Genomic DNA, 23,437 nt, shown 5'->3' on the forward strand with positions numbered 1-23,437 from the left:
TCATGAATGAGTTGCGCTGAAACATTCGTTCGCAGCAATGGTTACCCTAGGGTCTATGGGGAAGGTCAGGATTACGTTTTATGTATTAATTTTATGTATTAATCATTGCGCAATATTGATGCCGTCCCCTCACTCATCACACTACTCTTGATTAACTCAGGCCAGATCAGCAAAAAGTACGTCCACCAAAGCATAATTGGCATAGCAGCGAGTAGCGTGATCCAGAGGGTTTTGAAAACTACCCAGATACTTAAGATGATGCCCCCTCCGGTCAATAGGATTGACCAGGGTTGGCACCACCAAGGCTTATAACTCCAAGGATTGAATTTTTTTTCTGTAGACAAGATTAGTCTTTTAAGCTACCACGACTTACTTCTTTGCACTAAGCAAGGGATTGATTAAAAGCATGAGAACCTCAAGTAAACCAGCTACAGTGTGGCGGGGGATGAAGGCAGACAGGCGCTTGAGTTATTCGCTCCCGTCGTGACTTGGTTTGAAAGTAGCTTGTCAGCCCATCTCCTACTGCCTAATTCTCAGGTTCTACTTGGGGCAATCCCATACTGTAATTAATCACTCGGCTTTCCGTATTGTAGCTAATTTGTCCATTTTGCAAAAGCGATCGCACAAGGTGTTCTAGGTCAGAACCGATACGACGGAGGTTGTATTCGGTCAAATCAAATCCGCTGTAGGATTCAACCAACTCATCGAACTTCCGGTAAACCTGCTGTAGAGCGTCTTCATTCCAATTGAATTCGTTATCGGGGTCAATGTCTAAGGTTAAGACATTATCGCTCCCGACTAGTTCGTTATTTTTTACCTCTGCTGTATAGATTCGGACGTGACGAGTGGTGGACTTTAACAGCATCTAGAAACCTCCTGCTCACAGCCTTTATTTTTTCATCTTTTCAGGCACTAGTCAATGCTGACCATTTGAATTACCCACAAACCAATCAAAGATTTGGGGTTGAGGGCTTCGAGTTTGAGCCGCTTTTGCCTCTAGTCCTGTACAAGTACAGAACTAGAGCACATACCCCAGATATAGATTCGACGCATTCAAGGTATCGTAGGAGCAAACCAACTATTTAGCTAGTCAAATCCCAATTACTGACCTCTTGACCTATACGCTATATGTAGTGTTTGTGATTTCGCCAGTAAGGAGATAATGGTCTGACAAGCACGTCCATGAGATTTGACAGACATTACCAAAAAGTTACTTACTCTCATAGTAGGTTTCCCTACAACCTTAGACAGCAGTCCCCTTGACCTGTTCCCGCCGTGCGGGCCATTGGCGCTACTGGATGTGATCGATATATATCATTTATCAATTTGGTGAGGTACAAATTACTGGGGAGTCGGGAGCGGTGCGACCCGTGGCGAATTAAATTCGACGACTATAAGCGCAAGCCCTGGGAGTCGGGAGCGGTGCGACCCGTGGCGAATTAAATTCGACGACTGTAAGCGCAAGCCCTGGGAGTCGGTTTAATAATAGTTTATGGATTATGGTTTTCCGGGACTGGGGGAATAAAAAAAACTGTGTACCTCATGATTCTGATAATTAATAGAGCAACCTGGGTTTTAGCGGCGGTCTCCACGGGGGAAGAAAAATGAACAATACATGCACTAGACATCTGCATAAAATCGGTTTTGACCCAGGCATTACAAGGGTTTGAGGTTAATTTTTGGAGATGTCTACTAATAGCAGATCCTGATACTCTAAAGGGAAAAACTATATTAAGTAAAGTCAAACACACTAATCCAATGTCATAGCTTAAAAAAATGTCTGGTACCATGGAAGATATTGCTAGACAAGCCCACCAGGGTAGCGTGGTGGCAATTATTCAAACACTCAATGAACGATTAGCCGATTTTGGGGTGAGAACTAGAGCCATTCTGGCTGATGGTGTATTGCAAGTTTTGTGTGAAGCAGCAAAACCAGAACAGCTGGAACAATCGATTCTAGTCAGTCAAATCCAGGAAATTCTGGAAGAAATTTCACCGCGTAACATTCGTCGTGTCAGGATCAACAGCCGCATCGTGCGAGAGGAACAATTACTCTGGTTAGAAGAAATTAGCCGTGACCCAGACAATCAGCTGTTGTGGTACGAAGACATAACCCTTACTAGGCCAAATTTCTTCAAGCAACTGGCTCAAACCCTCAACAATCGCCAAAACCTACCAAGCCAGCAACTGGCTCTAACACCAGGATTTTCCCGTCAAATCGGCCAAAAAAAACTACCGATTCAGCAACTGGTCTTACCGCCAGCTTCTTACGGTCAACTACGTAAAAAAGGTCGATTGCGGCAGGGTGTTGTGATTGGGTTAGGTTTGGGTTTACTCCTGATCCTAGTAGGTTGGTTACTGAATGATTGGTTTGGGAGGGAAATCAAATCCCATTACCCAACTCAAGCCGACCATTCGGCAACAGACCCAGCCAATTCTTATTCATCGGGATCTTCTAGTCAACCACCGGACCCCTTTACTGAAGCAATGCGCCTAGCTCAAGAAGCAGCCGCAGCAGGTCAAAGTGTCGAAACCTCAGCTCAATGGTTAGATGTGGCAGCTAAGTGGGAACGGGCATCAAATCTAATGGAGACGGTAAAACCTGATGACCAACGCTACCAAATAGCTCGTTATCGGGTTATACTTTATCGAAAAAACAGTGAGGAAGCTCAAAAACAAGCTAGAAAGAAGCGCTCCTAGTGGTGTTGAATCCAAGTTTTCAATCAGTTTTGTTAAAAAAACGCTATAAAAAGGTGCTCAAGGTGTTTAAGGTGTTCAAAGTTAATCGATTTCAATCCCAGAGGTGCGACCCAAGGCCGCGAGGGATTGCTCGCGGCCTTGGAAAGCGCACCTTGGAGAGATATCTGGAGTTTCTCAATTCTCTCCTGGGTTTCCAGGTACTAGTAGTTTACCCAACTCAGAGGCGCGACCCTAGGCCGGGGAACCCGGCCTAGGAGGCGCGCGCCTTTTGGGATTTTTACGCTCTGTGCCTTAGCTCGAAACTCCAACAAGCCCTCACCCAGTCTACCGATCAGAATTAATTGGGTCAACGAATCTCGAGCAGTAACCATTTTGAGATCGCGGTGCGACCCGTGGCGAATTTAATTCGACGACTATAAGCGCACCGGGAGCGAGTTTAACTCAACTGTGACGATTACATGATTTAGTTGTGCCACCGACCCACAGCTTCTCCTCTAACCAGAGTTCGGAATTGAACGGGTGTGTCGGTCGGTTGTCGTAAAAAACTCCAATCTCTTGATCAAAAGCACTCTGATGCCGGGAACACTAATCCTAGCGAGATTACTGTTTTAACAGTTGTTCTTGTTTTAACAGTTGCTCTAGTCAAGACCAGTATTCACAAGTTGTGCAACAAGCATAATGGATGCAGAAAGCGCGATTTTTGCCCCAAGAGTAAATTCCATCAACTCCCGTCTCTCAGGTACATTTGAACCAACCTTTAGCCAGGAGCATCAAGGTTCACTCATGGCTTACCCGACAGAGTTAGCTCAGATCGGGCAACAAATTGCTAAGACGATACTAAATACCTCAGAAACGCAAACTCTGTTGGCGATGCTCGCCCAGGCTATAGGAGAGAGTTTTCAGGTGGATAGCTGTTTAATTGGGGCGCTGGCTAACCCTAGCACTACGCCCCAACTAGCCTGGTGGCGTGCTGATCAACACCTTGACCCAGAACACCGATACTACAAAAATCCAGTGCAACTGCTGGAACTCTTAACCACAGAGGATGACTTAGGCAGTGACTCAGTACTGGCAATTTCAGATTGGCAAAAATCCGATGCTTGGTCTAACTTAGATTTGGGTGAAGAAGTGCTATCTGCCAGGGCAATACTGAAGACCTCCACAAAGTTTCAGTCTGTAGTCAACGGGGTAATTGTTTTAGGAAAAGCCCAGCCTTACCAATGGACAAAGACAGAGCAAGAACAGTTAATTTTTGTATCCCAATGGGTATCAGTAGCAATTTCTCAAGTTCAGCTAACCCACCAAGTGAAGGCGGCTACTCGAGACCAAACTCTGCTCAACCAATTGAGTCAAGTGATGCATAGCTCTCTCAATCTCCTGGAGATTTTCCAGATAGCTACCACGGCTGTTGCTGAAGCACTTCAGGTGTCACGGGCATTACTGCTACTGTTAGATGAAACGAATCCTCTGTGTTGCAGTCTACCAGCAAAGCATTCACCAAAACATGATCTGACAGTGGTTTGTGAATGGTTAAAGGAAACCTCTACTACTGATCTATTTTCAACAGGGGACGCACTGTTAAATAAATCCTTCCCAGTTTCTGAGTGTTCTTGGTACCAACAGGCTCTCAAGCAAGCCCCTGAACCGATAGTCATTACCGATAGACCAGATCACCCGATTGGTAAAGCTGAGCACCAGAGCATCTCACTCCTAGATCAGAACCTAAAGCCAGGGTTACTAATCTGTCCTCTGGTTGGGGCAGATAATCATGGTTTGCTATCCGTTAAGGTTTTGGGGTTCTTGGTCTTGCAAAATACTCAACCTCGCCCTTGGCTAGAGAATGAAATTAACTTGGTCAAGTGGGTCAGTACACAAGTTAGTAGCACTATTATCCAAAATCAGACTCTCCAGCAAGTACAATCCCTTGTTGAAGAACGCACGGCTCAGTTACAACATAGTCTGAAAGTTCAGGCAGAGTTATACGAAAGAACTCGCCAGCAAATGGGTCAGCTAAAAGAATTAAATCGCCTCAAAGATGAATTTCTCAGTAGCATGAATCATGAGTTGCGGACACCTTTGACTGCAATGAGTCTAGCGATTCGGATGTTGCGTCAACCCAAACTTGATCTTGAGCGTCGTGCCAAATATCTAGAAATCCTTGAGCAACAGTGTAATCAAGAAATTGAGCTAATTAACGACCTGTTGAGTCTACAGCAGCTGGAATCTGACCAGTCCCAACTGCACTTGCAAAGAATTGACCTGATGCCGATGATTAAGCACTTGGCTAAATCCTTTGAGTACAAATGGGCGGAGAAAGGCTTAACCTTAACAATCAATAGTTCACTACCATCGCTGTTTATCAACACCGACGCTGAGAGCCTTAACCGTATCTTGCTGGAACTTTTAACCAATGCTGGCAAGTATTCTCACCCAAATACTACAGTGGTGATTGAGGTAACTGAGCAAATCCAGCAATCGGTGAAGCAAATTGTAATGAGTTTGAGCAATATTGGTCAGGGGATATCTCCAGAAGACCTCAGACATATTTTTGATAAATTCCATCGCGGTCAGGGGATGACCCAAAGGGCAGTTCAGGGTACTGGTTTGGGTCTAGCGCTAGTAAAATGCTTAGTGCAGCATCTCAATGGGACGGTAGATGTCTCCACTGGCCCGTCTGACACTCCTCGCACGTCCCGGGTATCTTTCACAATTACTCTGCCCCAGGTTCAATCTTTTATTTGACACTCCCCGGCCTGTTCGCGTAGCGTCGGCTTTGCCGAAAGGCACGAGGATTCCTAGATCAACGAGCCGCCGTAAACCGCCGAGTTCCAATCTTTGACGCCGCCAAAAACAGGACAATACTCAACCAAAAATCCGTGAAAACACCAAATTCCCAGTTAATTCACGACAGACCTAGAGGGCAGTTCTCCTTAGGCGTTCGAGTACTTGCTGGAAGTGCCTTAAAAGTCCGTTTGCCTTCCTTTTCCTCAGGTTCCGGTGTGCCCCACCGTACCTTGTTTAATCTCAAAAGTGATTCTTCTAGGTTCACACGCCAACGGTTAATTGACGGTTGGGTTTTTAAAGAGGACTTTCCCTACCCTCTAGGCATTACTTCTTTGTGGTCGTTCGCGTAGCGTGACCTACGGTCAATCAGTTACGGGTCTCTCTCCCGGCTGAGCCAACGGTTTTTCAGCCTGTACCTATCTTAATTATACATCGGCTTTGACGATTATTCCAGAAAAGTCGTCCTAGAAGGACGAGGCTTTAAACCCAAGATTTTTGGTAAAACTTAGTCATTAGTAAGTAAGAAGGCAAAACTAATGACTAATGACTAATAGCTTGGAAGACTAACTGGGAAGAATAGGTATTAAAGCGGATATGATCTGATTGATACTCCCGGATTGGATAGGAGTAACTATGAATAGCTGAGTATGCTCACAACTGATGCGCCCAAGCCACCACGTTGGCAACAACCTAACTATTCCCCCCTGGCTCGCCAGATCGATATTTTTACTGCGGCAGCGCAGTTTATGGTTTATTTATGGTGGGACAAGGTATCGGCTAATAATTCCCCCAAGCAAAGAAATCGTCGAGCCCAGTGGTTAGTTAGAAAGCTCTTAGACTTAGGTCCAACATTCATCAAGATTGGGCAGGCACTATCCACACGCCCTGATTTACTTAGCTTAGAATATGTGAATGCCTTGGCGCAATTACAAGATCGGATCCCAGAATTTAGTGTAACCGATGCTATAAGTCTAATTGAATCAGAACTTGGTCACGACATTCATAGTTTGTATCGGGATTTTGAGCATTTTCCTCTAGCCGCTGCCAGTTTGGGACAAGTTCATAAAGCCCGATTGCACACCGGGGAAGATGTAGTCGTTAAGGTTCAGCGTCCTGGCTTAGAAAAGCTATTTAACTTAGATTTTGAGATTATCCATCGATTGATTCGTTTTGTCAATCGATTTGTTCCGGGAACCAAAAAATATGATTTGGATTCCATAATCCATGAGTTTTTTAACCTGCTCTATCAAGAAATTGACTACATCCATGAAGGGAAGAATGCTGAGAGTTTTCGTCACAATTTCAGCAATTCTCCTCGCATTAGTGTCCCGAAAGTCTACTGGCGATATACAACTAAAAAAGTTTTGACTATCGAGTATATGCCGGGGATTAAAATTGATGACCGTCAGACCCTGGAATCCCTCGGCATAAATCCTAAAGAAATTATTCAGCTGGGAATTTGTTGCTACCTCAAGCAGTTATTACAAGATGGCTTTTTTCAGTCTGACCCCCATCCTGGAAATATGGCAGTCTCTACAGAGGGCAGTCTGATTTTCTATGACTTTGGCACAATGCTGGAGGTCAAGTCCATGACTAAAGACCAAATGCTCCAGACTTTTTTTGCTGTACTGCGTAAGGACACTGATCAGGTAGTTAATAGTTTAACTTACATGGGGTTAATTGAACCCATGTCAGATCTCAAGCCAGTCAAGCGATTAGTTGCTTTTCTACTGGAAAAATTTACCGAAAAGCCCATAGAATTACAAGCTTTTGAGGAAATCAGTAGCGAACTTTACATAATGTTTGAGCAGCAACCTTTTCGCCTACCAGCACAACTGACATTTATTTTAAAGTCACTAACAACTCTTGATGGGATCGCTCGTGGCCTAGATCCCCAGTATAATTTGTTAGCTGCTACTGAGCCTTTTGTTAAAAGCCTGGCTGTTTTCCAAGGGCGGGGGAATATAGTGGGGGAACTAGCTAAACAAGCTAGGGATTTTGTGAAATATAACTTACGTAAGGCTAGCCCTACCGAACTAGCCATTCGACGCTTAGAAGAGCGGCTCGAGCTGGGAGAGTTACAATTACACGTGCGTTCTGTAGAAAGCGATCGCACTCTCAAGCAGATCACCCTTGCTCTAAAAAGCCTAATTTATGCTTGTTTAACTGGATTTACCCTGGTAGCTGGTACTATTTTCCTCTCAGGTCCTCATAGTGGATGGGCGATAGCCGCCTTTGCCTTTTCCGGATTCTGGTTTTTGATTTTGCTACGTTCTCTGATTAACTTAGCAATTAGAGAAAGACTGGATAGATTAGCTAAAAGGTAGGCAATCTTATCTAAAATCGCCTACCTTAAGCTGTCGAATTTTTTCTGTTGTATTTTTTTCTTGTTTAGATACCCCCAAGGGAATTCGAATCCCTGTCGCCTCCGTGAAAGGGAGGTGTCCTAGGCCTCTAGACGATGGGGGCTTATTGATTTCACTTTTATAAGTGTAGCGGATATTTTGGTTTGTGTCAAGTGTTTGATCAGGAAAATTTTTTCCACTCCCGTTACTTGATACTATTTCGTAACTGTTCTAGGCGCTGCTGAGCCTTGGCATCCAAGGAATTGACTAAAAAACGACCACTAGAGGATTTCTGTGGTCGGTATTTGCGGCGGGTTCGACGAGCTGTGAATTCAACATCGCTGAGCAACTGCTGGGAAGACATGCATTGAGCACCATACCCCACAACCGTCAATTGCTCTGCCCGATCTGAGGTAGCGACGATCAGACGTTTAGTGGGTTTAACAAGATTGGTTCTATAGGAGGCGCAAAATTTTTCGATGTAAGTGTCTGCTGTCTCCCCGAAATCGGTGTAGTAAACCGATAAGTGATTAGTTATCACCTCACGACTGTTAGGGGTATTGAGTGAGTGAGCATCAAAGACAATCTCAGTGTCATAGCCGACAAAGGCACTGTAATTGGCTAGGGTCTCAATTAACTCTTGGCGAGAACTCATGAGACCATCACGATCACGGGTATTTTTCAGGAAAGACCAAGAGCCAATGACGTTATAGCCATCAACTAGTAAAATAGCCAGCGGTGAAGAACAGGACATTTTTCATGGTATTATACTGTTTACCGTCCGTATGGACTAAATATTAGCGCTAATTTTAACATTTCTTTATATTAGTATAAATTGCACTTGAGCAAAAGGCAAAAGGATTGAGCAAAAATGACACTCAACATTTAACTATTAACATATAAAATATTATAGTCACAACTTTAAGTATTATAATTAACGCTTAGCAGTTAACAGTTAGCCGATTACAAACCCTAGGACTTTCGGGAAACTTCCCGAGAATCAGTGATTATGACCTACCAGTCTTTGTTTCAGGCGTTCCGGTTCACCTTGGTCAATGACTCGACCCTGGTCTAACAAAAATGCTCCATCACAATAATCCAGCTCATCCAAACGGTGGGTAACCCAAATAGCTGTCAATCCTCGACTTTTGACTAAATTTCGCACTTGTGACACTAAATCCATTTGGGTATCTGGATCGAGTAGGGCAGTGGGTTCATCTAACAATAAAATCTGGCACTGTCTTGCGATCGCACCAGCGATCGCAATTCGCTGCTTCTGACCACCGCTGAGGGCATAGATCGGGCGTCGCTCTAGCTCTAGTAAATTCACCGCAGCTAGAGCTTCTTTTACCCGGGCTTGAACTTGAGCTAGGTCGAGCTTTTCGGCTACCAGTCCAAAGGCTACATCGGCACCTACGGTAGGCATGACTAGCTGATGATCAGGATTCTGGAAAACAAAACCTGGTGAACCGGCTAGGTAAATGTCACCGGATTGGGGGGACAATAAACCAGCCAGTAATCTAAGTAAGGTTGATTTACCACTGCCATTGGTTCCCAAGAGCATCCAAAATTCCCCCTTAGGGACTTCCAGGGAGCAAGATTGCAAAACTGTCCCCCCTTTAGGCCAGTTGAAGCCAACCTCTGTTACTTGAATTGCTGGTTGATTCATTAATATATCTTGCTCCATGAATTTATTCAGCCATGGCAAAGAAGCCGGGAGTACGTCCTGAGCCTGTGGCTCCAGATTTTTGAGAAATAATTGCTACACTAATCTGATCGCTGAGAACGCCAATTTTCTTCTCTGGCTGGTGATCGCAGCTGAGTTCTAACAACTGAGGATGCCCAGAGCGCATGGCTGTCAAAATTTCCTGGTAGGTCGCTTGCGCCTCTTCTTCTGACTTACGTTGCACAGACAGTGGCATGGGTGTATTCCTTAGAATCAAGTCAATGGTGAACATGGAGTATCAAGCTGTAGCGCGTTCTATTAATGTACTTCTTCTTATCTTAGACCCCAGCCCAAACCGGCGTAAGAGCGGTATCTTGGGTACAGTTATTACCTAATTTTTTTTTAGGGGGTAGCAAAATTAAGAATTATGACATATTATGATAGTTATATTAGACGAAGTTTACTTTTCTTTACTTAGACTGCCTTTAATAAAGAAAGTAAATCGCCTTACCGTACTTATATATATCTGGAGATCCTTGCTATGACAGTAGCAGTAGGACGCGCCCCCAGCACCAGAGGATGGTTTGACATCCTCGATGACTGGCTCAAGCGCGATCGCTTTGTATTCGTCGGCTGGTCCGGCATTCTATTGTTCCCCTGTGCCTACATGGCTTTGGGGGGCTGGTTGACTGGTACCACCTTTGTGACTTCTTGGTACACCCATGGTTTAGCATCTTCCTACCTAGAAGGCTGCAACTTCCTGACCGTAGCAGTATCATCTCCTCCCAACAGTCTGGGACACTCCCTGCTGCTATTGTGGGGACCAGAAGCTCAAGGAGACTTGACCCGCTGGTTCCAACTAGGAGGGTTGTGGAGCTTTGTGGCATTCCACGGAGCGTTTGGTCTAATTGGGTTCATGCTGCGGCAATTTGAAATTGCGCGTCTAGTAGGCATCAGACCCTACAACGCGATCGCATTCAGTGCGCCGATTGCAGTATTTGTCAGCGTGTTCCTGATGTACCCATTGGGACAGTCGAGCTGGTTCTTTGCTCCTAGCTTCGGAGTAGCAGGTATCTTCCGTTTCATCCTGTTCCTGCAAGGCTTCCACAACTGGACACTGAATCCCTTCCATATGATGGGCGTAGCCGGGGTACTAGGTGGTGCTCTGCTGTGTGCCATTCATGGGGCAACGGTGGAAAATACCCTGTTCCAGGATGGGGACAAAGCAAACACCTTCCGGGCGTTCAACCCGACCCAAGCGGAAGAGACCTACTCAATGGTCACCGCTAACCGCTTCTGGTCTCAAATCTTCGGGATTGCCTTCTCCAACAAGCGCTGGTTACACTTCTTCATGTTGTTTGTGCCAGTAACTGGCTTGTGGATGAGTGCAGTGGGAATTGTAGGTTTAGCATTAAACCTGCGAGCCTATGACTTCGTGTCCCAGGAAATCCGGGCAGCAGAAGACCCAGAGTTTGAAACCTTCTACACCAAGAACATTTTGCTGAACGAGGGTCTACGGGCTTGGATGGCTCCGGCAGACCAACCTCACCAAAACTTTGAGTTCCCTGAGGAAGTACTGCCTCGCGGTAACGCTCTGTAACACTCCAAGGCGGAACCAGAATTAAGGTTAGCTGTTGGATTTTCTCAAAGCCCCACCAGGAGGTGGGGCTTTGAGCAGTTCTAGAAAAAGAAAACTGGAACGCTCTGAGCAATATTAGGCGAATTTATCATGATCCTAGTTTGCAGAGGTTGCAATTTGATCGATAGTCTGTTAACTTAAGGAAAGGTGATAATCCTGGAAAGGTAAAAAAAACCGCTTAGGGATTAAAGGAGGTGATGCCCATGGAAGATAGTAGTAAAATCATGGGTCATCTGGTTGGAGTTAGCCGGCTGTGCGCCGGGGCTGTTCTCTAGGAGTTAGCTGGATTCTCTACGGAGAATCTATATGACTGCTTAGGCAGGGCTACCTAAGAGTTCCTCTCGGCAGCCTGGTTTCAATCAGAAGACCCGCTAGACCGCTCTCACACCAGGTGTTATGGATTAACCAAAACACTAGCCGTGAGAGCGGATAGTTTTTTGTATGGGATTGTTTAAGGAGTGCATCTAAGAATCATGGCTCAACTACTCAGTGATGCAGAAATTAAAGCCAAGGCGAGTCAGCTAGAAGACTGGAGTGTGGAAGGGAAAACCCTGCGTAGTAATAAGACATTCAAGGGTTTTGTAGAAGCGATCGCGTTTGTGAATAAACTTGTTGACCCATCTGAAGCTGCAGAACACCATCCTGACCTAGAGATTTCCTACAATAAGGTAACGATTACTTTAACCACTCATGATAGTGGTGGCTTAACCTCGAAAGATTTTGACCTAGCGCAAGTTATTTCAGAGCTGGGTTAATATGCTTTAAATAACTCTAAATAAGTGACAATCGCCTTAGCAATAGACCCCAAGCCAGAAGAAGTTCATCCACTGGCAAAAGAAAAAAAGTTTGTATAGCACTTTGTCGATAAAGGCTATAGTATAAGAATTGTTCCTCTAATAAATTGTTCCTGTAATAGGTTAATAGGTTTTATCGCAATAGCGCTGATTCTTAGATAAAACCAAATACCGGTTTAGGCTGTGGAAAATCGGCTAGCTGGAAATTAACAACGCCAACAAGAAAAAAGTAACGATCCAGCTAGGAATTTGTATAGTCAAGGTCGGTCGGGAAGTTTTGAACCTTCCCAAACGGGATGATGTATTCAATAACCGTGAAGATATCATACCGTAAGCATTACGAGATGTGGCTAATGCCCTCGGTTGTAACATCAGCTTAGTATCCTCCGTGATTAATCCGGAGGAGAGTTCAATAATTTTAAAGGTGTGAGGATTAAGAGAAGATGTCTAAACTACTGTTGAAGTCCCTACTGATAAGTCCTGCTGTAGTGGGTGCTGCTCTCGCCCTTGGTACCAATGAGGTACAGGCAGCCAACAAGGCCAACTCGTTAACAGTTGAGAGTCAAGTTACTACGGAAGCTGCCCCACTTCAAGCTGTCCCAGTAAAGACAATTGCGATCGCTCTTCAGAGCGCGCCAAAGGCGAACGCGGCGGCCCCCACTGCCCCAGAAGTAAAGGATACGCCAGTTTTTTCCACGGAGATGGGCTCCAGCTTGGGTGAGGGAACATCATTAACTTTAAAGGCCGATACCCTAGTTCCTAAGGTAGACGTACCGGAGGCAGAAACAAAAATAGCCCAAGCCGTACCCTCAGCCTCAGATAACAGCCAGCTGTTAAATCAAATTCAACGCTACGGTAAAGAAGGTAGTAACAGCCAAGATCAGGTAACTAGTGTTTCCCAACTGCGGGATGTTTCCCCTGGAGACTGGGCTTATGAAGCTCTGCGTAGTCTGGTAGAGCGCTACGGTTGTATCGCTGGTTACCCAAACCGCACCTTCCGTGGTAACCGTGCTACTACCCGTTACGAATTTGCGGCTGGCTTGAACGCTTGTTTAAACCAGATTGAGCGTTTAATTGCTGCTAGTACCGCTGACTTTATTACCCGTGAAGACTTAGAAACGCTGCAACGGCTGATTCAAGAGTTTGAGGCAGAACTGGCTACCCTCGGAGCACGGGTCGATAACCTGGAAGGTCGAGTCGCATTCCTCGAGGATCACCAATTCTCTACTACTACCAAACTGGAAGGGGAAGTCATATTCGCCCTGACCAATAACTTTGGTGATTTTGGGGAAGATGACAATAACCAAGTTGTATTTGGTGACAGGGTTCGTTTAGTTCTCGACACCAGCTTCACTGGTGAAGACAGTTTGGTAACTCGTCTGAGTGCTGGTAACCTGAATGCCTTTACAGAGGGGGGTGACATTGCCCCAGAACTCACCCAGACCTTTAACACTGAGATTGATGGTACTGGTGACGGGAACGATATAGGGGTTGACTGGTTAGCCTATTACGGTGACATTCCTATTGGTCCGTTTGGTCGAGTATCAACTTACATTGCTGCCTTTGGTGGTCGGCATGATGATTACGTTCCTACACTCAATCCCTATTTCCAAGACTTCGATGGTGGTAGTGGCTCTCTATCCACATTTTCTCAACAAAACCCCATCTATCGGATTGGTGGTGGTGCTGGTTTAGGGGTTAGCTTCCAACTTGGTTTACTAGAGAGCGTGATTGGACCAAGTACTGTCACACTGGGTTACCTAGCTGGGAATGCGTCAGATCCTGATGAAGGGTCAGGTCTGTTCAATGGTGATTATTCTGCCTTGGGTCAGTTGAACTTCAACGTCAATGACCGGATTGGTGTCGGCTTTACTTACGTCCATGGTTTCCATAAAGAGGACAGTGCCATATTCAGCAAAGGCGCGGGAACAGATGGTATCGTAGGTACCCGTGCTGCCAACTTAAATCAAGACGCACTTCTTGCTAGTCGTATAGCTGATTCAGCTGACAAGGTAACCAACTCCTACGGAGCAGAATTAGCGTTTCGCCTCACCGACAAGATTTCCTTTAGTGGATTTTTCAACTACACCGATGTGATTGTGATTGGTGAAGGAGATGGTGAAATTTGGAGTTACGGCGGTGGTTTAGCCTTCCCCGATTTTGGGAAAGAAGGTAGTGTGTTAGGTTTCTTTGGTGGTGCAGTGCCCTATTCGGATTTGAATGAGATTGATACCCCCATTCACATCGAAGGCTTCTACAAGTATCAGCTATCCGATAATATCTCTATCACTCCTGGTGTGATCTGGGTGATTAATCCAGAGCAGAGTGATGATAATGATGATGCTGTGATTGGTACCATCAGAACCACATTCACGTTCTAGAGACCCTGGCTAATTACCCAAGGACTATCGAGCATTAGTTAGGTTTCCCTGCCCCTAGGCGGGGATTTTTGTTTGAAGGGGTGAAAGTGTCAAAAAATACTAGGATGATGGAGAACAACTAATAACTCAGAATTTCCAACAGTTATGCGAATTGCTCCAAATATTACCGAACTGGTTGGTCGGACGCCTCTAGTGCAATTGAATCGTATTCCTCAAGCAGAAGGCTGTGTGGCTAGAATTGTAGCCAAACTAGAGGGCATGAATCCATCTTCGTCTGTTAAAGACCGGATTGGTGTTAGCATGATCAACACAGCGGAGCAGAATGAGTGGATTACCCCCGGCAAAACTATTTTGGTGGAACCGACCTCGGGAAACACAGGTATTGCTCTAGCAATGGCAGCGGCAGCCAAGGGTTACCAACTTATCCTAACCATGCCAGAGACAATGAGCATCGAGCGACGGGCTATGTTGCGAGCTTATGGTGCTCACTTGGAACTGACACCAGGTAGTGAAGGCATGGGTGGCTGTATTAGGCGAGCTCAGGAAATTGTAGAAACCACATCCAATGCCTATATGCTGCAACAGTTTCGTAATCCAGCTAACCCAAAAATTCACTATTATACCACAGCTGAAGAAATTTGGGACGATACGGAAGGACAGGTGGATTTCCTGGTGGCTGGAGTCGGTACGGGTGGTACAATTACTGGTGTTGCTGAAGCGATTAAAAAACGTAAGCCCAGTTTTAAAGCGATCGCAGTTGAACCAGCTAGTAGTTCTGTACTTTCTGGAGGCTCTCCAGGACCTCACAAAATTCAGGGTATCGGTGCGGGTTTTATTCCAGAAGTACTCAAGGTGGAACTTCTGGACGAGGTGATTACAGTTACGGATGATGATGCGATCGCATACGGTCGTCGTTTAGCCCGTGAAGAAGGAATTCTTTCCGGCATTTCCACTGGAGCCATACTATCAGCGGCGATTCAAGTTGCCAAACGTCCAGAAAATGAAGGATGCCTGATTGTGATGATTCAACCAAGTTTTGGGGAACGCTACCTAAGCACCCCCCTGTTCCAAGAGCCGACGGCCACCACGGATTAGTGTTATGGGGCAAGGCACTTCCATTCACTAGTTATCCTAAAACCTCTGGAAATCTATGGAAATATTGGATTGAGCTTACTTGGTACCTTAATTATACTATCGCTGCCGGTTTAAGTAGGTTTAGTGTCGCCCATGTCAGACTCGAATCACTACCAGACTCTGGATGTTCATCCCCACGCTACGACCCTAGAAATTAAACAAGCCTACCGACGGCTAGCCAAGCGCTTTCATCCAGATAGCAACAGCCCCACCGCTGATCCGGAAAAAATTATCCAAGTTAATGCTGCCTATGAGGTCCTCAGTAACCCTGAGCGACGGCGTTCCTATGACCAAAAGAGGCATTACTTTCAGCATTCATTAGAGCATCAGAATCGACAACAGCGAACAGCTGATGCCCAAAGACATTACCAGCATCATCGGCAAAAGGGAAAAAAGACTGATGCCCAGCTAGGGTACTGGTTGCAGCAAATTTATCAACCTGTAAACTACTGGATTAGTCATATCCTTGAGCCTCTAGAGGCTCAACTCGATGAACTCTCGGCTGACCCGTTTGATGATGAACTCATGGCAGAGTTTGAAGCTTATCTGGAAGAGTGTGGTGATCATCTCCATCAAGCTCAGAGGCTGTTTCATTCTCAACCTAATCCTGCCACCGTTGCCAGTGCTGCTGCTAACCTCTACTACTGTCTTAATCAGTTAGGAGATGGCATAGAAGAATTAAAGCTGTTTACCCTTAACTACGACGACTACCACCTACACACAGGTCAAGAACTGTTCAGAATTGCCTCCCATCTGCTCTGGGAAGCTAAAGACACAGTTAAAGATTTTTGGTAATGGGTAACCAATAGGATTTTTGTAGCAAACCCAAGAATGATCAATCTTGACTTACATGCAAAAGGGACTTGATTAATGAATAATCATTAATAACTAATGACTAACGACCACTAATCCAAATTAGTTTATGCTGAACATAAGTCTAGTTTACCTAACTTGACATGGAATGCGTCATTAAGCGCCGTGCTGAGTTTTCAGCCAGCCACCGATACTGGTTACCAGAACTGAGTGAAGCTCAGAACATTCAGCGGTTTGGTTTGGGTAGCCGATTTCCTGGACACGGACACAACTACGTTCTGTTCGTTTTCCTGACCGCTCAGTTGGATAAGTATGGCATGGTGGAAAACTTTTCTAAAGTCAAAAGGGTGATCCAACGAGAGGTCACCAGCCAACTTGACTACGCTTATCTCAATGAGGTTTGGTCAGAATTTCAGCAAACCTTACCTACTACCGAAAACATAGCACGAGTAATTTGGCAGCACTTGGTTACTTACCTACCACTACTGAAGATTCAGCTATTTGAACATCCAAAACTCTGGGCTGACTATCAAGGAAACGGTATGGAAGTATATCTGACTATCAGTAACCACTTTAGCGCTGCTCACCGACTAGCTCATCCTGACCTCAGTGACGAGGAAAACTACCAGATTTACGGTAAGTGTGCTCGTCCCAACGGACATGGACATAACTATCACATAGAAGTGACTGTTAAGGGTGAAATGGATCCGCGCACTGGCATGATTGTTGATCTAGGCTCCTTGCAGCAAGTCATGGATGAATATGTCGTGGAAGCTTTTGACCATACTTTCCTCAATAAAGACATTCCATACTTTGCCCGGGTTGTTCCTACTGCCGAAAATATTGCTATCTATATTTGTCAGTTGTTGCAACAACCAATTCAAGAATTGGATGTCCAACTTCATAAGGTGAAATTGATTGAAAGTCCTAATAACTCCTGCGAAGTCTACTGCACACCAGACACTACCAAGTCAGCAGCAACATCATCTAGAGAAACTCTGCTGACCTTGATTGAGTTGAATAATAAAGTTTAGCCCAGTCCCCACCTAAAATCTTTGATGCGCGGTGGGCTGCTTTCAATACCTGGCAAGCGTAGCATGGGCTAAGCGCATTAGCCCTAGGCTGAATGCTTAGCTAGGGATTTTTATTTGCTGAGATTAAATCATCCATAAGTTAGAGTTAGTATATCATTTGTTATGATAAGGGTAAAGTGGCCGGAATCAGGATTGATGCGGTTATCATAGTAGTCAAGTATCCGCACTCGTACTGTTAGGTCCAGCTGCGCTAAATCCGAAAGCCTTCATATCCTCGTATTTTGCCCCGTGGTATCTCACTCAAAGGATGAGATACGACCTTGAGCAATTCAAAACAAGGGAATATATGGCAAAGGATTTTACTCGATTGCGCAAACTTAGAAAACTACAAAACTCTTGATGATCCGTAAGAGGCAATAGGAATGGAGAGCCGGTTGCCGTGTGATGACAGCCAATATAGGGAGCGTCTAGCAGAGGCAGCACGCCAAACTTTCGTTCCTACATTACCAAACAACATTCCAGATAATGTTGATGACCTTGCGCGGTTCCCTCGCGCCGGTGAAGCTGCTCAACTTTTAGAGAAAGGGATTGAGCAGCACCAGCGATGTCAATTCTTCGCAGCAAGACAGTCGTTCCAAGAGGCACTAGCAATATATGCGCAATTGGGAAATAGACGGGGTCAAGGAAAAGCTCTGAGTGGTATGGCACTAACTGCTTATTCCTTAGACAACTTTCCACAAGCGATAAAATATAGTAACAAAAGTCTTGCGATCGCAAAAGACATCAAAGACCAGCGTCTTGAGGGCCAGGTTTTGGGAATTTTGGGAAATGCCTACCGTCACCAAGGAAATCACCTCAAGGCCATTGACTATGGTCAAAAAAGCCTAACTATTATGCGGCAACTCCAAGACCGACTGGGAGAGGTGACTGCCTTGAACAATCTAGGATTGGCCCATAAGGCACTAGGAGATTTGCCCCGAGCAATGGCTTGCCAGCAACAGAGCCTCTATGTTGCCCAGACTCTTGGGTTACCTGAGCTGGAGGAGCGAATTCTGAGAAATCTCAGTAACTCCTGCTACTCCATCGGTGATTATGCTCAAGCTATTGACTATTACGAGCAGCGTTTTGCGATCGCACAGCAGATGGGTGATCGTCCCCTAGAAGGACAGATTCTGGGCAAGCTGGGTAATGCTTGCTTGGCACTAGGAGATTATATTCAAGGGATTTACTATATTCAGCAGCAATTGCTCAAAGCTCAACAAATGGGTAATCGCCGTCTAGAACAACAAGCCTTAGGTCGCTTGGGAAAGGCTTATGATGCCTTAGACAATTATGGCCAAGCGGTTGAATACTATGAACAACGCTTGAGTATTGCCCAAGCCATCGGTGACCGGAAGGCAGCAAAAAAAGCCATAGCTAGTCTGAAAGCTGCTTATTACTCTCAAGGAAACTACACCAAAGCTATGGAGTACCATCAGAAAAATTTAGCACTGACTAATCCCTAATCGGAATGGTAGTTCTGGTGGGGATAAGGCTCGTAGCCATTAGCCATTCCCACAAAACCGACACTAATCTCTATCAAAATACCGAAATAGGGTTCACTTACTTATTGTCCTCTATATACTTGCGCTGGCTCGGAGGGGCGACCCAAAGTAGACAATAGCCGCTAGTCGCTTTTTTGCCCCCAAAGTTTAACCGGATTCCTGCCTCTATGGCATCCTTTTGACATTCTAAGTTATCCAAATAGCCCGCATTCCACTTGGTTATATTTCTGGCTAATTTGCCCTCTTTACTGATTGCCCAATTTAAGGTATCTGCTTCGTCTAGGGTTAGTTGTCTAGAACCATTGGGGTCTAATTTTGGCTGACTTAACTGAGATAGTCCCCAACCCGCTCCTAGTCCACAAACCAATGACAAAACCACAGCTCCACAGATGGCTGTAATGTTTATAAAAGGAGATGTCTTAGCAACCAGAAAATCCCTTGAGCCTTTGGGTGGATAGGAACAGGGCTGTCTTTCTGACTTGGATTCTATGGTTACCTTTGATTGCTCTATGGCAGACGCGTTCGCCTTTGGCGCGCTCTGAAGAGCGTTCGCCTTTGGCGCGCTCTGAAGAGCGTTCGCTTTAGAAATTTCTTGGCGCTGAATATCCATGGTGGATTGCCCGACGACATCAATCATCTGCTGGATATCCTTTTCCCAACTTCGGAATAACTGCTCTAAGGATTTAGGAGTATCTGCTAACATTGTTTCCAAACTGGACGTTGCTACCAAAAATAGGAATAGCGGGTCATTAGCGTCCAATTCTGTCGCAACAACTAAATCTAAAATTTTTGCCTTAAAGCTATCCGAACGTCCTTCTAACAGCTTTTCCAATAGAGAGTAATCCGTCTTATCCCTCTCGTCAATTAAATCTGACAGACTTTCAGGTTGCTTGATGTGGGAGAGGTTTTCTTGAGAAAGATTACTTCCTACCATTTCCCTAATTCCTTGTTTGCTTACTTCTTTATAAATAGCCATAAAATTCGAGAATAACAAGATTTGTAAATATTTGTTACATAGAGACGTTAAAATCCTGAAACGAGAAAAATTCTCTGAAAAAAGGAACGTTACTATAAGGGGTTATATGTACATAATCAATCCGTTGCTCTGCTTAGAGAGTACTACCAAGAAAGAGAAACAGTCAAAAACTTGAACAGGTTAAATCAGTAAGCATTCAGCAGTTAGCTAACGCGCTAAGCGCAGGCTGACTGCTAATAGCTTAATGCTTACTTAAATCAAGGGATTTAGAAGAAGGAATTTATGGCTATGACCCACCTAAGTGCTGAAACTTATCACACTGATCCTCAGATAATTGATGATGATTTTTTGGATTATCCCCACGTAGATCATATCTGTCTTCAATTAAACGAAGTCACCCTAGGAGCTTATAGCCTTGATAACCAAATTATTTTTAGCTTACGGCAAATGTCTATACCGATTAGACAGTCTCCAAGACAAGCTCAACAATTTCTTGAAGAAAATGGCTATCAAAAATTATGGGTTACTACTCCTTCCCAGAGAAACTTGACTGTTTATCCTCTCAAGAGCTTACTGGCTTATTGGAAATATTTAGTGTCAGACAATCTCATCCCCGCCTACCTGGATAAAAATCAAACAGTTTCCTTAAAGCAACTCATTGAACAATTAGAGCAAGACCCAAATCAATTAATCAAACCAAGGGTGAACTTAATTAACCAAGATTCAGATTGGCTACAAGCAACCCCGACTAGGATTACAATTGGTCAATCCCAATTAGAAATATTAAAAACAGAGGATGATCAGGAGTTTCGGGTTAGTTTATCCGCTGCCATGGATGCCATAGGCTCATCGGTTGCTTTACTGGTGGGAATTATTAACTCAAGGAGAAAACTAAAAAAATTGAAAGCAAAAGGTTTTTCTGGTAAGATACTATTCTGTTATACAGAAACTGAAGGGATAATGAAAACTATGAGTTTAGGAGATTGTCTTCATATTTGGGAATACTTTGCCCTGAAAGGCAATACTAAAGCTGTCTATCTCCTATCGTCTTGCAGCAAACTGGGGATAAATTCTCTGCTGGAATTTAAGTCTTAATCAGCAGTTATAGCAAGGAAAGTATAGTTTAGGACATAGTATTTTGTTTTCAAGGTAACAGGGATCCCCCCTAACCCCCCTTAGTAAGGGGGGAAGGGAACAGGGAACATAAATATGTCTTAACCTTTACTTCGACTGCTATATTTAAACCTAATCAAGGTATAAAATTCCTTGATTAAACTGGTTGGTAATCGGTAAGGCTTAAGTGGTAATGGGTAATGGTACGAGAGTAATCACAATTACCCATTACCCATTACCCATTACCCATTACTCATTAAATCGGATTAGATATCAGATTAAGTCCGGTTGAATACCCATAATAAAGAAGATTGATGGGGAGATAGTGTGCTGTAAAAATTGGTATTAAGGATAATTATCGGGACATGATATCACTTAAGACCCAACATTTAATCTTTCTCCCCACAAGGTAGTTATTTCCCTAGCAAAAATTGATTTATCTGGTGAAGAGGAAGGCTTACAAACCCCTTCTGCTCGATTTTCCATTGCTAAAACTCTCTCTGTATCCTGAGAATACAAGGGAGTCATTGCTTCTCGCTGCTCTAATAGATTTTCCAATTCAATTTTAAAAGGAGTTCTCTGACCTTGATGGAACACTCGCTGCACTGCTGATTCTACAATGGCACGAATTTCTGCTCCAGTACATTTTCGTGTTGCACTCAATAATCGACGCCATTGTTTTTCTGTTAATGGTCCATTTCCCTCCCGATAACGAGGATCAAATCGGCTAGCATGGAGTTTAAAAATCTCAAACCGCTCAATCTCTTTGGGAAAACCCACATAAAACAGTTTGTCAAATCTGCCAGCACGAGTTAATTCTGGAGGCAAAGCATCTAATCGGTTGAGAGTTCCAATCACAAATGTAGGAGTTGTCTTCTCCTGCAACCAGGTTAAGAGAATTCCTAGAATTTGTTTGGTGTTATTTGTTTGGGAATCAAAAAACTTATCCAGTTCATCGAGAAACAAAACACAAGGACTCGCGGCCTCAACTCGACGCAAAAGTCGTTTTAAATGGGTTGGACTACTACCAATTACTAAATCCACTCCCATGCTAATTAAAGGAAATCCTAAGGTTTGAGCGCAGACTTTGGCAGCAAAGGTTTTTCCTGTTCCTGGAGGACCAATCAATAGCCATCCCTTGGGCAATGGAATCCCATAAGCTCTGGCTTGATCAGAAAAATCTTGTTTCACCCATTCCAAGGCTTGTTTCAGTTTATCTAATCCCCCAAATTCCCCAACATCAGGTTTGAGGAATTCTAAACCAAATCCTTTGAGTCTGTGAATTTTGTAATTGATTAATTGCTTGGCTAGCTCTGATTGAGATTGGGCTTTATTGACTGCTATATGAAATTGCTTGCGTTCGCCTTTGGCGCGCTCTTCAGAGCGATCGCTGAAAGCGGGGCTTAGCCCATCGCCTTTGGCGCGCTCTTCAGAGCGATCGCTTAACAGGCGAGACACGATGGGAGCGCATTTATTTTTTTTCGCCGCCAGTTTGACAGCCATCCGAATTTCTTCCGGGGTCAATCCCCCGATAGACCGAGCTAGTCTATCGTCTAGAGGTGTTTCTTGGTCAGCCAAACCATATTCTACTAAATGAGTTTTTAATAATGCCGTGACTTCCTTGGGTTCTGGAAAAGGAAATTCGGCAGCAGGAATAATTGAGTTTAAAATTCGAGGTAACTCATTCTCCCCCGTATCCAAAAGAATTAGAAACTTATCGCTTGATAGACCAAAGTTGTAGAGAACATTAGACAATGAGGTTCTGATGGTTATGGTTTGCCCACTGTCAGCACTATCGAGTAAAGACGGTAAATCTTCTAAGATAAATAAGGCTTTACCAGAATAGGCTTGGCAAAAATTCAACACTTCAACAACCTGTGAAAATGCCTCACGCTCTTCTAGGACATTAACCATTGAACTTTCTAAGGTTTGAGAATTTCCATCCCACTCAATTTTCTGAAATCCACGACTAGCTAAATTCCAGAGGTAAACCAAGAATACTCCATGGTGAGTAAGACTCTGACAAATCCACCTAAGTACATTGTGTCTTTCAATCAAGGGAATTCCTATAGATACTGCTCTATAGCATTCTAATAATGTCCCAAATTCGGGTATTTTCATTCTCAAGCAAACGTTATTCAGTCAAAATTAAACTATAGCATTTTCAAAATAAGTGAGGTACAAATTTATGGGTTTTAGGGAGCAGGGAGCAGGGAGCAGGGAGCAGGGAGCAGGGAGCAGGGAGCAGGGAGCAGGGAGCAGGGAGCAGGGAGCAGGGAGCAGGGAGCAGGCAAGAGGAATCCCCCCTAACCCCCCTTAGTAAGGGCAGGGCTGTTTCATTCTCGCCAAAAATAGATGGGGAGATGGGGAGATGGGGAGATGGGGAGAATTTTGGACGAATAGTCGTGATTTTGGCCAAATTTATCTAACCCTCCTCGAAGGCCGAATCACGAATTGTTAGTCATTGGAGTTGCTTCCTCCCAACTAATTTGTCAGATTTTAATGACTAAATTG

Annotated in this window: 19 protein-coding genes and 1 tRNA gene; 12 read left to right on the top strand and 8 right to left on the bottom strand. The window is 44.4% G+C overall.

What is annotated here, in order from left to right:
* Positions 1-98 precede the first annotated feature (98 nt).
* Together F6K51_RS08310 and F6K51_RS08315 are read right to left on the bottom strand one after the other, a co-directional pair.
* On the bottom strand, positions 99-344 hold the full coding sequence (locus F6K51_RS08310) for a DUF6737 family protein (protein ID WP_293019493.1): 246 nt from the start codon (positions 342-344) through the stop codon (positions 99-101).
* A gap of 182 nt (positions 345-526) precedes the next feature.
* Entirely contained in the window at positions 527-865 is a 339-nt protein-coding gene (locus F6K51_RS08315; RefSeq protein ID WP_071102827.1) for an NAD(P)H-quinone oxidoreductase subunit M, read from the bottom strand.
* 911 nt (positions 866-1,776) lie between these two features.
* Here F6K51_RS08315 and F6K51_RS08320 point away from each other — a divergent pair.
* The 4 genes from F6K51_RS08320 to F6K51_RS08335 all read left to right on the top strand — a co-directional run bounded on the left by F6K51_RS08320 (position 1,777) and on the right by F6K51_RS08335 (position 7,811).
* The gene (locus tag F6K51_RS08320) at positions 1,777-2,700 is read left to right on the top strand and encodes a hypothetical protein (protein WP_293019497.1); all 924 of its coding nucleotides are present in this window, start codon (positions 1,777-1,779) and stop codon (positions 2,698-2,700) included.
* A gap of 678 nt (positions 2,701-3,378) precedes the next feature.
* A complete protein-coding gene (locus F6K51_RS08325) occupies positions 3,379-5,442 on the top strand; it encodes a GAF domain-containing sensor histidine kinase (RefSeq protein ID WP_293019499.1) in 2,064 nt (687 codons plus the stop codon).
* A 134-nt stretch (positions 5,443-5,576) separates the two neighbouring features.
* Positions 5,577-5,834: a hypothetical protein gene (locus F6K51_RS08330; protein ID WP_293019501.1), complete on the top strand. Its 258-nt coding sequence runs from the start codon at positions 5,577-5,579 to the stop codon at positions 5,832-5,834.
* A 297-nt stretch (positions 5,835-6,131) separates the two neighbouring features.
* The gene (locus F6K51_RS08335; protein ID WP_293019503.1) at positions 6,132-7,811 is read left to right on the top strand and encodes an AarF/ABC1/UbiB kinase family protein; all 1,680 of its coding nucleotides are present in this window, start codon (positions 6,132-6,134) and stop codon (positions 7,809-7,811) included.
* A gap of 69 nt (positions 7,812-7,880) precedes the next feature.
* On the opposite strand, the gene F6K51_RS08340 is transcribed toward F6K51_RS08335, so the two are convergent.
* From F6K51_RS08340 to F6K51_RS08355, 4 genes are all read right to left on the bottom strand, one after another.
* Positions 7,881-7,953, bottom strand: a tRNA-Glu gene (locus tag F6K51_RS08340).
* Positions 7,954-8,034: 81 nt separating this feature from the next.
* On the bottom strand, positions 8,035-8,583 hold the full coding sequence (locus tag F6K51_RS08345) for an NYN domain-containing protein (RefSeq protein ID WP_293019505.1): 549 nt from the start codon (positions 8,581-8,583) through the stop codon (positions 8,035-8,037).
* Positions 8,584-8,829: 246 nt separating this feature from the next.
* A complete protein-coding gene (locus F6K51_RS08350; protein WP_293019506.1) occupies positions 8,830-9,498 on the bottom strand; it encodes an energy-coupling factor ABC transporter ATP-binding protein in 669 nt (222 codons plus the stop codon).
* Positions 9,499-9,520: 22 nt separating this feature from the next.
* Complete coding sequence (locus F6K51_RS08355) at positions 9,521-9,787, bottom strand: hypothetical protein (protein ID WP_293019507.1); 267 nt, start codon at positions 9,785-9,787, stop codon at positions 9,521-9,523.
* Positions 9,788-10,036: 249 nt separating this feature from the next.
* Here F6K51_RS08355 and psbD point away from each other — a divergent pair, with 249 nt between their 5' ends.
* From psbD to F6K51_RS08390, 7 genes are all read left to right on the top strand, one after another.
* On the top strand, positions 10,037-11,095 hold the full coding sequence (gene psbD, locus F6K51_RS08360) for a photosystem II D2 protein (photosystem q(a) protein) (protein ID WP_008183309.1): 1,059 nt from the start codon (positions 10,037-10,039) through the stop codon (positions 11,093-11,095).
* Positions 11,096-11,607: 512 nt separating this feature from the next.
* On the top strand, positions 11,608-11,889 hold the full coding sequence (locus F6K51_RS08365) for a 4a-hydroxytetrahydrobiopterin dehydratase (protein ID WP_293019508.1): 282 nt from the start codon (positions 11,608-11,610) through the stop codon (positions 11,887-11,889).
* A gap of 482 nt (positions 11,890-12,371) precedes the next feature.
* Positions 12,372-14,309: an iron uptake porin gene (locus tag F6K51_RS08370; RefSeq protein ID WP_293019509.1), complete on the top strand. Its 1,938-nt coding sequence runs from the start codon at positions 12,372-12,374 to the stop codon at positions 14,307-14,309.
* A 144-nt stretch (positions 14,310-14,453) separates the two neighbouring features.
* Complete coding sequence (gene cysK / locus F6K51_RS08375) at positions 14,454-15,404, top strand: cysteine synthase A (protein ID WP_293019510.1); 951 nt, start codon at positions 14,454-14,456, stop codon at positions 15,402-15,404.
* A 132-nt stretch (positions 15,405-15,536) separates the two neighbouring features.
* Positions 15,537-16,238, top strand: coding sequence for a DnaJ domain-containing protein (locus tag F6K51_RS08380; protein WP_293019511.1), 702 nt, complete (start codon positions 15,537-15,539; stop codon positions 16,236-16,238).
* 161 nt (positions 16,239-16,399) lie between these two features.
* Positions 16,400-17,290: a 6-carboxytetrahydropterin synthase gene (locus F6K51_RS08385; protein WP_293019512.1), complete on the top strand. Its 891-nt coding sequence runs from the start codon at positions 16,400-16,402 to the stop codon at positions 17,288-17,290.
* Between the two features lie 422 nt (positions 17,291-17,712).
* Positions 17,713-18,795, top strand: a complete 1,083-nt coding sequence (locus tag F6K51_RS08390) for a tetratricopeptide repeat protein (RefSeq protein WP_293019513.1) — start codon at positions 17,713-17,715, stop codon at positions 18,793-18,795.
* A gap of 97 nt (positions 18,796-18,892) precedes the next feature.
* On the opposite strand, the gene F6K51_RS08395 is transcribed toward F6K51_RS08390, so the two are convergent.
* Positions 18,893-19,810 (bottom strand): DUF6753 family protein, encoded by a 918-nt coding sequence (locus F6K51_RS08395; protein WP_293019514.1) that lies wholly within the window; start codon positions 19,808-19,810, stop codon positions 18,893-18,895.
* 282 nt (positions 19,811-20,092) lie between these two features.
* Here F6K51_RS08395 and F6K51_RS08400 point away from each other — a divergent pair, with 282 nt between their 5' ends.
* Positions 20,093-20,905, top strand: a complete 813-nt coding sequence (locus tag F6K51_RS08400; RefSeq protein WP_143727475.1) for a hypothetical protein — start codon at positions 20,093-20,095, stop codon at positions 20,903-20,905.
* Between the two features lie 393 nt (positions 20,906-21,298).
* Here the strand turns inward: F6K51_RS08400 and F6K51_RS08405 are convergent, their stop codons facing one another.
* Positions 21,299-23,044, bottom strand: coding sequence for an AAA family ATPase (locus F6K51_RS08405; RefSeq protein WP_293019517.1), 1,746 nt, complete (start codon positions 23,042-23,044; stop codon positions 21,299-21,301).
* Positions 23,045-23,437 lie beyond the last annotated feature (393 nt).

Origin of the sequence: Moorena sp. SIO3I8 (assembly GCF_010692325.1) — a bacterium.
Classification (GTDB): Bacteria; Cyanobacteriota; Cyanobacteriia; order Cyanobacteriales; family Coleofasciculaceae; genus Moorena.